This window comes from Acinetobacter towneri DSM 14962 = CIP 107472 (assembly GCF_000368785.1).
Classification (GTDB): domain Bacteria; phylum Pseudomonadota; class Gammaproteobacteria; order Pseudomonadales; family Moraxellaceae; genus Acinetobacter; species Acinetobacter towneri.
On sequence record NZ_KB849689.1, the window covers coordinates 180,189 to 193,438 of the forward strand.

A 13,250-nucleotide genomic window follows, 5' to 3' on the forward strand; every position below is an offset into this window, starting at 1 on the left:
GCTACCCATAAATGCAGACAAATCTCATCTTGACGCATCAATTGCTAAAAAAATGTTAAGCTTGTTGCCAAGTTCTTATTTATACATTTTGTATTGCCCATTATGTTGCATTATCAAATCGAATTTGACGATTATCGTCAGCATCTTATTCATGTCACCGTGCGTTTTTTGGCTAATCCTACTCAGGTTTTATCTCTACCCACTTGGATTCCAGGCAGCTATTTAATTCGTGAATTTTCCAAACATCTTGAGTCGGTACGTGCTTATGATGAAGCGGGGCGTATCCTTAAAATTCAGAAATTTGAAAAGAATAAATGGCGCTTATTTAATATCGATCATGAATTGATTACGGTGGAATATGATGTCTACGCTTATGATTTGTCAGTGCGTGGCGCTTATGTCGATCAAACCCGTTTATACGTCAATCCTGCCTGTGCCTGTTTGGGCTTAGATGGGCAAGAAGATAAAGCTATTGAAGTTGAATTATTTTTACCAGACGAGCTGAAGCATTTTCAGCTTGCGACAGGTTTGGCAGCAAAAAGTTTGGTTAAAGGGCGTTATACCTTAAAAGCCAAAAACTATGCCGAACTGATTGATGCACCGTTTGAATTGGCAGAACAAACCCGTTTTAGTTTTACCGCAGCAGATATTCCACACGAATTTGTGGTTTCGGGCAAACATGCAATGAACGCTGCGCGTATGCAGCAAGATATTGAAAAAATTTGTGCTACACAAATTACCATGTTTGGTTCTGCGCCATTTGAAAACTATACCTTTATGACCATGGCAACAGGCAATAGCTATGGCGGTTTAGAGCATCCAAACAGTACCAGTTTAATTACACCTCGTGATGATTTGCCGAAAGCTAACGAACCTGAACAACCTTCTAAAGATTATCAGCGCTTTTTAGGTCTGTGCAGCCATGAGTATTTTCATAGTTGGTTGGTGAAATTCATTCGTCCTGAAAGCTTTGTGAATTATGATCTGAATCAGGAAGGTTATACATCGCTGTTATGGATTTTTGAAGGCTTTACGTCTTATTACGATGATTTGTTATTGCTGCGTAGTGGTGTAATTGATCTGGCGGCTTATTTGGAGTTGCTCAAAGCACAAATTGATCGTTATTTGCAAAATCCGGGTCGTGCGATTCAAACGGTAGCAGAATCTAGTTTTGATGCTTGGGTCAAGTTCTATCGTCAGGATGAAAACTCGAACAATGCAGGAACCAGCTACTATAACAAAGGCTGTTTGGTGGCTTTATGTTTAGATTTGGGCTTGCGTTTGCGTGGTTCAAGCTTAGATGCCTTAATGCAGAAATTGTACGCTAATGCGCAACAGGGCATTCAAGTGCATGAGCGCACTATCTTTGAATTATGTAAAGAATTGACAGGAGATGATTGGTCGGAGCAAATCCATCATTTAATTAACACGACTGATGAATTGCCGCTCGATCAGTTATTGCCTGAATTTGGCGTTGATTATCAGCTAAAACAGGATAAGTCTTTGCCGTTTGGTTTAAAATTGGCAGATAAACCTGAAGGGGTGTTGGTACAAGCTGCCCATCGTGAAGGTGCTGCGGCAAAAGCAGGACTTTCTGCGCTTGATGTGATTGTTGCGATTGATGGCTTAAAGGCATCTGTAAAATCACTTGAGCAATATGCCAAACAGGATGCAGCTTATACTGTTCATGCATTCCGCCGTGATGAGTTGATGACTTTTGAACTGAATGCTGCGCAGATTGAATTGCCAGAAGTGGCATTAAGCGTTACAGATCAGGCAAAAGTAGAACAGTGGTTAAAAGGCTGAGTTAAAGTTTAATTTAAAGTTCAGCTATAAAAAAATGGATGCTTCGGCATCCATTTTTGTATCTTGAACAAGTTGAGTTTTGACTCACCAACTCATTAACGTGCCCGACGTCCACGGCTTTTGGTATTAGGGCGTGTAGTACCATTGGTCTTACGACGTGGTTTTTCACCTTCTTCTATTTGCCAAATACGTGGCGTACCTGATTTTTTCTTGGTAGTGCCATCTTTATTTTTCTTTTGATGGATTGGCTTGCCACCCGTACCACCAGGTTTTTTCACATACGAACGCGAGCGATACGGTTCAGCAGCAGGCACATCTTTAAAATCAGGATACAACAACGGTTCGATTTCTTTAGTTTCACCGGGTTGTAAACCCAATTGTACCAAGTCAATTGAACCAATTTTGGTGCGGATTAAACGCAAAGTTGGAAAACCAACCGCAGCCGTCATACGACGCACTTGGCGGTTGCGACCTTCACAAATTGAAATTTCAATCCACGAAGTAGGTACAGAAGCACGGAAACGTACAGGAGGATCACGCTCCCACAACCATTCAGGCTCATCGACTTTATACGCTTGCGCAGGCAAAGTCATGCCATCTTTCAGTTCCACGCCTTTACGCAATTGTGCCAAGGCATCTTCAGTGACATCACCATCGACTTGAACCAAATAGGTTTTGTATTTTTTATTGGCTGGATTGGTAATAAACTGATTCAAGCCGCCATGATCAGTCAAGAACACCAAGCCTTCCGAATCCATATCTAAACGACCAGCTAAACGTAAGTCTGGATCATCAACAAAAGCCGACATGGTGAGATGTTTTTCATCTTCACGGAATTGAGAGAGAACGTCATATGGTTTATTTAAGATGACGATTTTCATAAGAAGTGCTTCTTTAAATTCAACAAATTGGGAAAATTGAGAGTATTTAAAAGGAAAAACGGGCGATTTCCAATTAAATCGCAAATACAGTGTGTTTAAGATGGGTCTATTATGCGATAAGAATAGGGGAAAGTATTGCTTAAAGACAATTATTTTTTTGTGTGTGCATTAAACTACAGAAACAGACTAGGCATCTATAATGCATAAAATTAAGATAAACGTGTATGAATATAAATTAGGATGTTATGCAACAAGGTCATTGGTGCTTTATACTCTTCTTTAGCTTTTCAATGCTGGCTTTGCTTAGTGCATGTCAGCCACCCGTGTCTGGCAAGTCTGCAGGAATTCAAACCCCGTATTTATACTGGAAATTGCAACAAACTGAATTCGCAGTGACTCCACTACAAATTCCAGTGACTCCACTACAAATTCCAGTGAAAGGTGTAAATTTTGCTCAAATACAAGATACCTGGGGGGCAGCACGCAGTGAAGGGCGAAAGCATCAGGGGACTGATATTTTTGCGGTGCGTGGTACAGCCGTCATTGCGGCGACAGATGGCGTTGTGCATAAAATTGGTTTAGACCGCTTAGGTGGAAAAGTCATTTGGATTACTGGGCCTGCATTAAGCCAACATTATTATGCACACCTTGATGATTATGCCGAACATATTCATGTGGGAGACTGGGTTGAAGCTGGTGAAGTTATTGGTTTTGTTGGCACGTCAGGCAATGCCCAAAACACGCCGCCACATTTGCATTATGGCATTTATCTACGCGGGCATGGGGCTGTGAATCCTTATCCATATTTACTAGCAAGTTCACGCTAACCTCAGCTCTAATATTTTATAAATATGACATATTTTTAGCATTTATGTTTCAAGCCTATTCATATTAGGTAGCCGTCATTATTTTTAGGACAAACCATTTAATCATGAAAATTTACCAAGTTGATGCTTTCAGCCATGAATTGTTTAAAGGCAATCCCGCCGCCGTGCTTGTGAGTAAAACATGGTTAGCTGATGATTTAATGCAAAATATCGCATTGGAAAATAATCTGTCCGAAACCGCTTTTGTCAAAATGATAGATGCAGAAAACTTTGAAATCCGCTGGTTTACCCCCATAACAGAAGTCGATTTTTGCGGACATGCCACACTTGCCAGCAGCTTTGTTTTATTTAAGGATTATACAGAGGCAAATACAATTCAATTTCATGTGAAAAATTTGGGGATTTTTACAGTTCAGCAACAGCAAGATGGCAAAATTTGCATGAATTTCCCGATACGCGCTGCCCAGAAAGTTGAAGATTATCCCGATATTTTACGCCAAGCTTTGACTAAACCATTTAAAAATGTCTATATCAATGCGCAAGCTTATATTGTGGAGTATGAATCGGTACAAGATGTGCTAGATGAACAGCCGAATCTTGAATTATTAAAACAATTGGGACAATTGCGTACAGCTATCACAGCACAGTCGAGTGATGATGTTGCGATTACTGCTTCTAAAAATGCACAGTATGACTGTGTGTCGCGTTATTTCGCACCCGCTATGGGCATTGCAGAAGACCCTGTTACAGGCTCAATTCATACTGCAATTGCACCACTTTGGGCAGAAAAATTGCAGCAAACTGAACTTGTGGCTTATCAGGCTTCAGCCCGAGGTGGCATACTGTATTGCAAGATGTTGCCTAATGGTCGTATCGAAATTTCAGGTTATGCACAGCTATATTTGCAGGGCGAAATCATGATTTAAACTATGTCCTGCATTAGATTTCTTTCATCCTTTAAAAATGATCAAATGCATAGTCAAATTTACGATTGATCATTGCTTTATTTTTGTCATATTGAGTTTTCATCTTTCTTTATTGGAAAAAAGCTGAGATGAGAGTAGTTTGCAAGTTTTGCTTGGTTTAAATCATATATTTTGCAAATTTTTACGGTTGATTTAATCGCAGCTTGGTATGCTGTTAAGCTCAAGTTGAAAATTGCCATTTTCGATGGCAAATCAAAAATAGAATGAAATCAATCGGGAAAAAGAAGTTGCTACGTTTTAAAACCCTCACTTTATCTTTATGTGTACTGGCATTCAATGGCGTGGTTTTCGCCCAGCCAGTTTTAGTAAAATCTCAGCAAGAAATACAAGAATATCAACTTGATAATGGCTTAAAAGTCATTTTGGCACCCAATCAAAAAGAAAATAAAGTCTTTATGAATATGGTGTATTTAACGGGCTCATTGAATGATCCCCAAGGCAAAGGTGGTTTGGCACATTTGTTGGAACATTTGGCATTTAAAGGTACAGAAAATGTACCTGCCGAGGAATTTCAGCGCCGTTTAGATCAATATAGTTTAATGCACAATGCCAGCACCGACTATTATTCGACTAAATACACCAACATCATTCGTCCTGAAACTCGCGCAGTCAATGAGATGATTTATCTTGAAGCGGAACGCATGGATAAGTTGGTCATGCAGGAAAAATATGTGCCTGCCGAAATTGCGATTGTAAAGCGTGAACGTGAAGTGCGGATGGATCAACCGTTTTCAGTCTTGATAGATCAGGTGTGGAAATCGGCCTATGGCAATCAGTATTTCGGACGCTTACCTATTGGCGATTTAAACGAACTGCAATCCATCAAAATGCAGGAATTAAATCAATTTTACCGCACATGGTACGCGCCGAATAATGCCATTTTAGTGATGACAGGCAAGTTTGATCAGGCAGCGGTGTTAAAACAAATTGATCAACATTTTAGTCCAATTGCAGCACGACAAATTCCCAAACAAGTACAAGTGCCTCGATTAGACAGTAACAAAATTCAGCAACGAAATTTTGTGGTACAAAAGGGCAGTCAACTGGCCAAATTTAATCTGTATTTAAATGGCAATGACGAAAAGATCAAAACCGCTTTGGCGCTGTCACCTTATTTACATACGTTGCAACCGAGTGGGCATTTGTATCAAGCACTGGTAGAAACAGGCAAAAGTACCATGGTGCAGTCCAGCACTTGGTTAGATCAAGATTTTAATTTGGTGCTGATGGGGGCTTTGTATGCACCGAATCATGATGCCAAGCAATTACAAGCTGGCTTGAATCAAAGTATCGAGCAGGCAAAAAACTTTGATGATGCCGAGTTACAACGTGTGAAAAACTTGATTCAAAATCAGGCAGACAGTGTGATGAATGATGCGGTGGCTTTGGGTGGTCGCTTGAGTGATTATGCTGTGGCGTATCAAGGTGATTGGACACAATATTGGCGTGATTTAAACAATATTCAACAGTTAAATGCAGATGAACTGAATCAGCGTTTAAAACAATTTTTTACTGCAGAACATCGCATAATAGGGGATATTCAACCCACTCCTGAAGATCAAAAACAGGCACTCACAGCAAAAAATAATCCAAATGTAGCAAAAACTTTAGATCAGCAAGATGCACCTGTTGCACCTTTGAAAGATGTGCAAAGTTATCAGCAAGAAGTGACAGACTATGTGCAAAAATCTAAACAAGCTTTGATTAAAAATGAAAAAAAGATTCAGCGTGGCAGCTTAAAAAATGGTGCCGAATATGCATTATTTCCAACTGCAACGCGTGATGATAAAACCTATGCGACCATTTCGGTGAATTTTGGTACGGCACAATCTTTATTTAAGCAGGGCGAAATTCTGGATTTAACCGCGTATTTGCTGCTGCGTGCATCTCAAGAGCATAGCTTGCAAGACATTGCCGATCAGTCAATTGCTGCAGGTGGTTCAGCATTTGCCCAAGCCGATGGCAACGCAATTCATATTCAAATTGTGGCGAAAAAAGAAAAGTTTAATGCGTTTTTTAACTTTGTTTTAGATGTCATGCAAAACCCGAGTTTTGAGCAAAGTCAGTTTGATTTAATTCGTTCTCAAAGTTTATCCAGTTTAGAACGACCTTATACCGAGCCTGAAACTGTAGCAGCTTTGACTATGGTGCGTTTAATTGAAATTTACCCGCAAGGCGATTTACGCTATCACTTCGAGCCTGAATTTGCGAAGCAACAACTGCAAGCTGCAACCCAAGCACAGGTGCAGCAGTTATATCGTCAATTTTTTGCTATGAATCATGCACATATTGCCATTACAGGTGAGTTTGATCCGAAACAAATCAAAAAAACTTTAGTTCAGCGTTTAGGACAATCGCGTAATACGGAAGCATATCAACGCTTAGATTCAGCCTATACGGCATATCCTGCGAAAAAGTTGCATGTATTAGCAGAACAGCGTGAATTTGGCAGTTATCAAAGTCTATTGACCTTACCTTTGGGCGTGAATCATCCTGACACACCTGCCATGATGGTACTGAGTTATATTTTGGGCGAATCGCAATTGTCTTCACGTTTGGCGCAAGAACTACGTGAAAAAAATGCATTGGTTTATGGTTTTAGTAGTGGTTTGAGTTTAAGTGAATTTGAACAATCGGGTGCACTCAGTATTTCTGCGCAATACAGTGCAGGCAAGTCGACTCAAGTGTCACAGGCGGTGCATAAAGTGTTGCAGGATTTGCGCCGTGATGGTGTCAGCTTGCAAGAAGTTGAAGCTGCAAAAGCCGATATTTTGAAAAAACGTGTGACTGCCTTAGAAGATGAACGCAGTATCCACCGTATGTTGGTACCGCAATTAGAACAAGGTCGTGATTTACGTTACCGTGAGCGACGTGATCAAGCGTTAGCAAAACTCAGCAAAGCCGATGTAGATGCTGTGATTCAGAAATATTTACGCTTAGAACATTTGCTTGAAGTAGCCGCCGATCAATATGGTCAAGCCAATGTTGAGGTGCTGCCGTTAAAGCCGCAGTCTAAATAAAGATTCAATTTAATTTTGAGCAGATACAAAAAACGCATCCATTTCGATGCGTTTTTTGTCTTCAAGTTTGCTATCTATGCTCAATTGGCTAAAGCTTTATAAACGATAAAACTGTTTGGCATTATGATGAAACACTTGCTGCAAAGCATTTGGATGATAGGCCGCAACAATATCACTAGTCGCATCAATTAAATTGACTAAAGACGTGCTCACTCGATCCATTGGAAAATTGGAAGCAAACATCAACCGATATATTCCAAAGCTTTGTAAGGCATGCTGAATCAGTGGTGCAGTTAAATCTATAATTTCCTGTTTTGAGGCTTCACGTTTTTGCAAGTGAAATTGATGTCCTAAAACAGGCATAAATAACCCTGAAATTTTACTGTAAACATTTGGGCAGTGTGCCAACTCGGCAATATCTTCTTGCCAACGAAATAGAATATTTTCTCGTGCTGTTTTGGTCACGCCTGTATGTGTGCCAACTTGCCCGAACAGTCCTGCGGGTGTGCCCAAATGGTCAAGCACAATAGAAGTTTCTGGAAATTGTTTGGCCAATGCCAAGACATCACCCAATTGGGTCGAATACGTCCATGCATCAAAACTTAAATTATATTGAGCCAAAGCTTCAAAACCTTTTAGAAACTTTTTGTTCCGATATAAGTGTGGTTCGTCTGCCCAAGCAAAAATCCCGTGATCTTCATGCACGGCTGCCATTTTACGAATTCCACGGAAGTTTGGAGAGGCTTTGTGATGTAATTTTAGAATTTTCTTAACATTAGAATCGCGCGGGTCTGCAGTGGCGACAATCGCGCCCAAAGCCAAACCATTATTTTTAAAATCCAGACTTTCTATAAATTCGGTTTCACCAACTACACCTTTGCCTTTATGGTTGTGCCAATTGGCTTCAATATGCACAACTTTTTCAGCCGTATAAAAACCTAAGTCGCGGGCATAATGCTCAGGTAAATAGGGCGATGTGACGTGCTCGGTGCGTCCCAAAGTTTCAATGAGTGTTTTCGGTTTTATCAGGCGGATGGTTTTATCTAGCAAATTGGGATGCTTGCCCAAAAGCTTAACAGCAAGTCGTGCGCTGTGTGGCGTGTTATACGGATCCCACTGATGAATATGTGCATCAATGAGTGCAAATCCTAGATTCTGCATAATGATCCTGTTTTTATGACGCTATTATTTCACTATTCAAAGCCATCATGTTACAAAAGGGAAGGGTTATTTATCGAAATCTACAAGTTTGAAAATTAGCCGCAATAAAAAAGCCCCGTAGGGCTTTGTTTATATGCAAAATTAATGATCGTGCGAGTGGTCGTGATCATGTTTGTGGGTATGAAATTCTTCGTTGTGACGGAAGCGCAAATAGTTTTCAAACTGTTCGCAATATTCATCATAGTTATCTTCAAGCATCATTTGAAATTGCTGCAAGATATATGACATAACTTGGTCTTTGGCATCGCGCATTTCATTGCCATCTTTAAAATTATTGGCTGCCACCCAAGTATTAAAACGTGCAGTAGCAAATAACATGGCAGCACTCACCTGACCACGAATTTCGGCAGGTTTTACTGTGGAGCCTTTTTCAAAATGACAGAAGCCATTGGCCTGTTTAATAAATTCATCGGCACGTTCAAAAAAAGCCGCATTTAATGCTTCTTCTTCGGTTACATCGGTTGCTTCAATCTTTTGAACCATGAATTTTTCCTAAGCTAAAAATCTGAATGTTTCATTATAGGCAAAGCCTTGCAGAAACAAAACCTTTGCCTTAAGCTAAAAATAGCCTAAGCAAAATTGGAGTGGTTGATGCAAGATGCGATTGCGGTACAAAGTTTAAAAAGCGACATTGCTTTATTACGTCAAAATATTTGGCCACCCGTGCAACTTGCCCATGTTGAAGGCTTGCCGATTTATTATGGAACACGCGCAGAAGTAGCAGAATACTATAAACAATGGACAGGGTTGATTGAACGTGCACAGGATTTATTTCAGCCTTTTATGCAAGATGTAGTCATTGATGCGGTGCATTTACCCAGTCATTTGAACTTGCCCTTATTTTATTTTCATGTCGATCGGATTCGAGTGAATAAAACCCGCGCCAAAGAATCGAAAACTTTTCGAGGGATTGCCAGCCTGATTGAAAAATGTGGGCAATTTGAACCGCAGGAAATTCAGGTTATGCAGCGTTGGTTAGACAGCGATGACAGTGCAGCACTGGTGGCACATCGTGAGTTTATTGATTTGCGTACTTATGTGTTTCAGCATGGGCAAAGTGACTACACGCGCACCCGTTTTTATGTGAATGGTATTGTGTTAAGTGTCGAACCACATTTTGAACTGGTCGATGCCCGAGATAAGCCACGTAAGCAGCGCAGTGACAGTTATCAAGACCCTTTGGCAGATAACCAAACATGGAAAGTATTTGGTAAATATCGTTAATCTTTTAGAAAGTTTGGAATTTGCAGATTAAATACTAATCTAAGATATAAAAAATAAGCTCAACATGAAATGAATCCCTGTTGAGCTTAAATGTGATCATTGATTGATGATCAAACTTCAACTACGACCAAAAAGGCTGACTTTCAGCAAACTGCTGTAAATCCTGTTCAATCTGTATGGAAATATGACGTTCTTCCGACGCAATCCAACCCAATACAAACCATGTTTTCGGTTCAGTTTGAGCATGGCTTTCATATAGACCTTGTGCCACCATTAAATCATTAAAATGCCCTAAAGTTTCCTGTAATGGTTTTAGGGTTTTTAAATACGTTTTGACGTCATCTTCTGCAAATAAACTACTCACAAACTCCACGGTATAGCGTAAACGTTTTACACGCTTACGCGTGCGGTGTTTAGAGTCCACATCTAAGGTTTGGAAATGACCTGCATCATCACAAATTTGTTGATGCATTTTCTGCAAGCGTTTACGTAACACTTTTTTGAATGGTTTTGATTCTGCATCTGTAACCGCTGCCGAATGCGCAAAACTCATGAGTTGTAACAGTAATAAGGTTGTGCTCGGTGAACGGAAAATTGCATCAATCGCAATATTTTTAGATGCTGCAAGGGGTAGCTCAGTAATAGGTGAGCCTGCGTTTTCAAGTTGTGGAATCAGACTTTCACGCAAAGCATCTTGATCGCGGGTTGAACCCAACTGCTGAAAGAGGGTAGCCAATTGACTTTCCCAATTGTGATTTGCCAGCGCATCATATGCAGCAAAGATTTTTAAGGCGCTGCGTAAACGTCGAATGGCAACACGCGCTTGATGCACATGCCCACTGGCATAATCTTGACTGGCAATCGCAGTTGCATTTGGCAGCAAGTGTGCCAAACAATTCTGGGTAATTTGCGCCAACAACTCATGCATATTTTCGGGGTGTTGCAATTGCAAGGTACTTTGCTGCTGTACAGGAATCATGGTTTCATTGTTATACAGCATATTGCCACGCTGCGATTTACTGCGTGTGTCGAGCCATAAATGATATTTTTTAATCCACGGCTGAATATAGGCAATTAAGTCTGCAATTTCACCTTGTTTCAGTTCAAACTCAACTTCGTAAATTTCAACCGAATTTTTGCCTTGGCGGATTTCACCTAAATCAAAAGCAACTTCAATTTGGCTGTTTTTATAATGTGCCAATTGGCTGTAGCGTAAAACATCGGTTTCAAACTGCAGGGTTAAATCTACCTCTGAACCGTCTAAGGCTTTTTTTAAAATCTTTCGTGCTTGTTTATGATTTTCATAACATGCCAAATCACACAATTCAGGCGCATCATGTCCTAATTCATGTTCAAGCTCAAAGCGTTCATAATGTTGTGGACTAGGCGCTTTTAAAGTTTGTTTCCAAATATCGCCCTCTAAACGCTGACGCAGGGCAATGCGTTGCTTGGCTAAGTGCTGTTCAGGACTATCATAATATTTAGCCCATAAGCGTTGTTGTTGAACCAGTTTGTTCTTTTTAAATGCTTTTTCAAATGCCGCACGATAGTTGTGTGGAATTTGAAATTTTAATTCTATTTCACACATCGGGAATGCCCTTGATGAAACAAGATAAGTTCTCTTTACTATAGTGTAAATCTATAAATGAACAAGGGGAGAACTGTGAACAAAAGCTTGAAAAATAAAATAATTTGTATTCAGTTTTTAACACAAAGCAGCCGAATGAATATTCACAAGGCTGCCGTTGTATTGCAGTATTTTTAGCGTGTGCTTTGAGGATGTTAAGGATACTTATTTTAAGAATTTACGGCTCACCATAAATTGTTCTGTCGCTTCCAATAAACGCTGTGCATACACTTCCTGTTTTGCAGTGAGCCAACCTAAAACAAACCAGTCGCTCGCTTCCAATTCAGTTTGTTGAATGTATGCTGCAGAAGATGCCAACACTTGATATTCCTGTGCTGCAAGCTGTGCATCATTCAAAGCTTTACTATATTTCTGCAAATTTTTGACATCATAAATATGCGTCAAAATGGGGAAGCTAAATTTTAGTTCCTGAATACGCAAAGCCAGTTGATCTAAACTTTCAAAATCGTGAATATCACTGTGCTGTAATTGTTCATGCAACTGCTTATATTGCTGTTGCAACGTGTTTTGTGCGGCAGTTTTTAAGTCTAAACCTGAGTGATCGCTCGCGGCTAAACTAAACATCAATAATTCTAAATAGTGATGCACATTTTGCGTTGAACGGACTAAATTGACCAATTTTTCTTGGGCGTACAAGGTATCTTTTTTTAGGTTCTCTGCAGTCGTCGGGTTCTGTAAAAATGCGCCGAGTGTGGCTTGCATGTGTTCCAAATGCTGCAGGTGATCAAAATGTTGTTTAAATGCTGCAATTTGCATTGCCCATTTATCGCCTAAATGCTTCGACCAATCTTTAAATAAGGATAGTGTTAGTTGTAAATGTTGCAAAGCGAACTGCGCCTGATCAATATGACTTTGTTCGGCAACTTGAGCAGAAATTGCGGCAATATTGGGCAATAAATGCTGTAATTGTTGTGCAATTAACAGGCGTAAATTTTGGTCGGCATGGTCTTTTTTACTGAATTGAAATTCTTTGCTCTGAGCCGCAGGGCTGACTTTTTGCTGCACAGAAAGCAAATGTCCAATTTCTGCTTTATTGCGTACATCTAACCATAAATGAAATTTTTTCACCCATTCAAAACTAAATGCTAGCAATTGCTGAATTGAACCTTGTTTCAGTTCAAACTCAACCTCATGTACTTCAACTTCGGCACCTGCACAACGAATGTGACCAACATCTAAACTGATTTCAATGTCAGTATCTTCAATGGTCATTAGTCGTGAGGTACGTTGAATATCAGTTTCAAACTGTAGTTTTAACTGATCCCAATTTTGCCCCAAAGCTTGATTTAGCAATTGTTGTGCTTCGGGAATGTTTTGATAAATTTGCAGATCAAGTTGAGGTGGGGTATCTGGATTTTCAGTTGCTGCAAGCGGATGGTTATGTTCAAAACTATGAAAATGACTTTGACCTGCCGCTTTTAAAGTTTGTACCCATTGCTCGCCTTCTAAACGCAGTCTTAACGCCATACCATGATGGGACAAACTGTGTGTGGATGTATCAAAATAGCGTGCTTTTAATGGAATCTGGGTCGATTTTTTCGGGTCTAAAGTTTTGAGTAGTGCCGTGCGACGTGCGACTGGAATTTGAAATTTTAATTCAACTTCGACCATGAAAAATATCCTAAACCTAAAGCATG

10 protein-coding genes are annotated in these 13,250 nt (G+C 40.0%); 5 read left to right on the forward strand and 5 right to left on the reverse strand.

The features are described from left to right. The first annotated feature begins 102 nt into the window (after positions 1-102). Complete coding sequence (locus F947_RS05190) at positions 103-1,806, forward strand: M61 family metallopeptidase (RefSeq protein WP_004972995.1); 1,704 nt, start codon at positions 103-105, stop codon at positions 1,804-1,806. Between the two features lie 95 nt (positions 1,807-1,901). Here F947_RS05190 and F947_RS05195 read toward each other — a convergent pair whose 3' ends face one another. Beyond that, positions 1,902-2,687 carry an rRNA large subunit pseudouridine synthase E gene (locus tag F947_RS05195; protein WP_004972997.1) on the reverse strand — a complete coding sequence of 262 codons (786 nt, stop codon included), beginning with the start codon at positions 2,685-2,687 and terminating at the stop codon, positions 1,902-1,904. Positions 2,688-2,932: 245 nt separating this feature from the next. Here F947_RS05195 and F947_RS05200 point away from each other — a divergent pair, with 245 nt between their 5' ends. From F947_RS05200 to F947_RS05210, 3 genes are all read left to right on the forward strand, one after another. Beyond that, positions 2,933-3,514 carry a M23 family metallopeptidase gene (locus F947_RS05200; protein WP_004972999.1) on the forward strand — a complete coding sequence of 194 codons (582 nt, stop codon included), beginning with the start codon at positions 2,933-2,935 and terminating at the stop codon, positions 3,512-3,514. Positions 3,515-3,618: 104 nt separating this feature from the next. Then, a complete protein-coding gene (locus tag F947_RS05205) occupies positions 3,619-4,440 on the forward strand; it encodes a PhzF family phenazine biosynthesis protein (RefSeq protein WP_004973001.1) in 822 nt (273 codons plus the stop codon). Positions 4,441-4,703: 263 nt separating this feature from the next. Next, positions 4,704-7,520, forward strand: a complete 2,817-nt coding sequence (locus F947_RS05210; protein ID WP_035310985.1) for a M16 family metallopeptidase — start codon at positions 4,704-4,706, stop codon at positions 7,518-7,520. Between the two features lie 96 nt (positions 7,521-7,616). Here F947_RS05210 and F947_RS05215 read toward each other — a convergent pair whose 3' ends face one another. After that, a complete protein-coding gene (locus F947_RS05215) occupies positions 7,617-8,681 on the reverse strand; it encodes an amidohydrolase family protein (RefSeq protein WP_004973006.1) in 1,065 nt (354 codons plus the stop codon). 141 nt (positions 8,682-8,822) lie between these two features. After that, on the reverse strand, positions 8,823-9,224 hold the full coding sequence (locus tag F947_RS05220) for a DUF3144 domain-containing protein (RefSeq protein WP_004973007.1): 402 nt from the start codon (positions 9,222-9,224) through the stop codon (positions 8,823-8,825). 108 nt (positions 9,225-9,332) lie between these two features. On the opposite strand from F947_RS05220, the gene F947_RS05225 reads away from it, so the two are divergent. After that, entirely contained in the window at positions 9,333-9,965 is a 633-nt protein-coding gene (locus F947_RS05225) for a hypothetical protein (protein WP_004973009.1), read from the forward strand. A 121-nt stretch (positions 9,966-10,086) separates the two neighbouring features. Here F947_RS05225 and F947_RS05230 read toward each other — a convergent pair whose 3' ends face one another. Both F947_RS05230 and F947_RS05235 read right to left on the reverse strand, forming a co-directional pair. Beyond that, the gene (locus F947_RS05230; protein ID WP_004973013.1) at positions 10,087-11,553 is read right to left on the reverse strand and encodes a CYTH and CHAD domain-containing protein; all 1,467 of its coding nucleotides are present in this window, start codon (positions 11,551-11,553) and stop codon (positions 10,087-10,089) included. 204 nt (positions 11,554-11,757) lie between these two features. After that, entirely contained in the window at positions 11,758-13,224 is a 1,467-nt protein-coding gene (locus F947_RS05235) for a CYTH domain-containing protein (RefSeq protein WP_004973015.1), read from the reverse strand. Positions 13,225-13,250: the final 26 nt, after the last annotated feature.

What these genes read in the sequence shown, in the direction of transcription:
- F947_RS05195 (WP_004972997.1), bottom strand. Translation starts at nt 2,687, where the DNA reads ATGAAAATCGTCATCTTAAATAAACCATATGACGTTCTCTCTCAATTC.
- F947_RS05225 (WP_004973009.1), top strand. Translation starts at nt 9,333, where the DNA reads ATGCAAGATGCGATTGCGGTACAAAGTTTAAAAAGCGACATTGCTTTA.
- F947_RS05215 (WP_004973006.1), bottom strand. Translation starts at nt 8,681, where the DNA reads ATGCAGAATCTAGGATTTGCACTCATTGATGCACATATTCATCAGTGG.
- F947_RS05210 (WP_035310985.1), top strand. Translation starts at nt 4,704, where the DNA reads ATGAAATCAATCGGGAAAAAGAAGTTGCTACGTTTTAAAACCCTCACT.
- F947_RS05230 (WP_004973013.1), bottom strand. Translation starts at nt 11,553, where the DNA reads ATGTGTGAAATAGAATTAAAATTTCAAATTCCACACAACTATCGTGCG.
- F947_RS05220 (WP_004973007.1), bottom strand. Translation starts at nt 9,224, where the DNA reads ATGGTTCAAAAGATTGAAGCAACCGATGTAACCGAAGAAGAAGCATTA.
- F947_RS05235 (WP_004973015.1), bottom strand. Translation starts at nt 13,224, where the DNA reads ATGGTCGAAGTTGAATTAAAATTTCAAATTCCAGTCGCACGTCGCACG.
- F947_RS05200 (WP_004972999.1), top strand. Translation starts at nt 2,933, where the DNA reads ATGCAACAAGGTCATTGGTGCTTTATACTCTTCTTTAGCTTTTCAATG.
- F947_RS05205 (WP_004973001.1), top strand. Translation starts at nt 3,619, where the DNA reads ATGAAAATTTACCAAGTTGATGCTTTCAGCCATGAATTGTTTAAAGGC.
- F947_RS05190 (WP_004972995.1), top strand. Translation starts at nt 103, where the DNA reads ATGTTGCATTATCAAATCGAATTTGACGATTATCGTCAGCATCTTATT.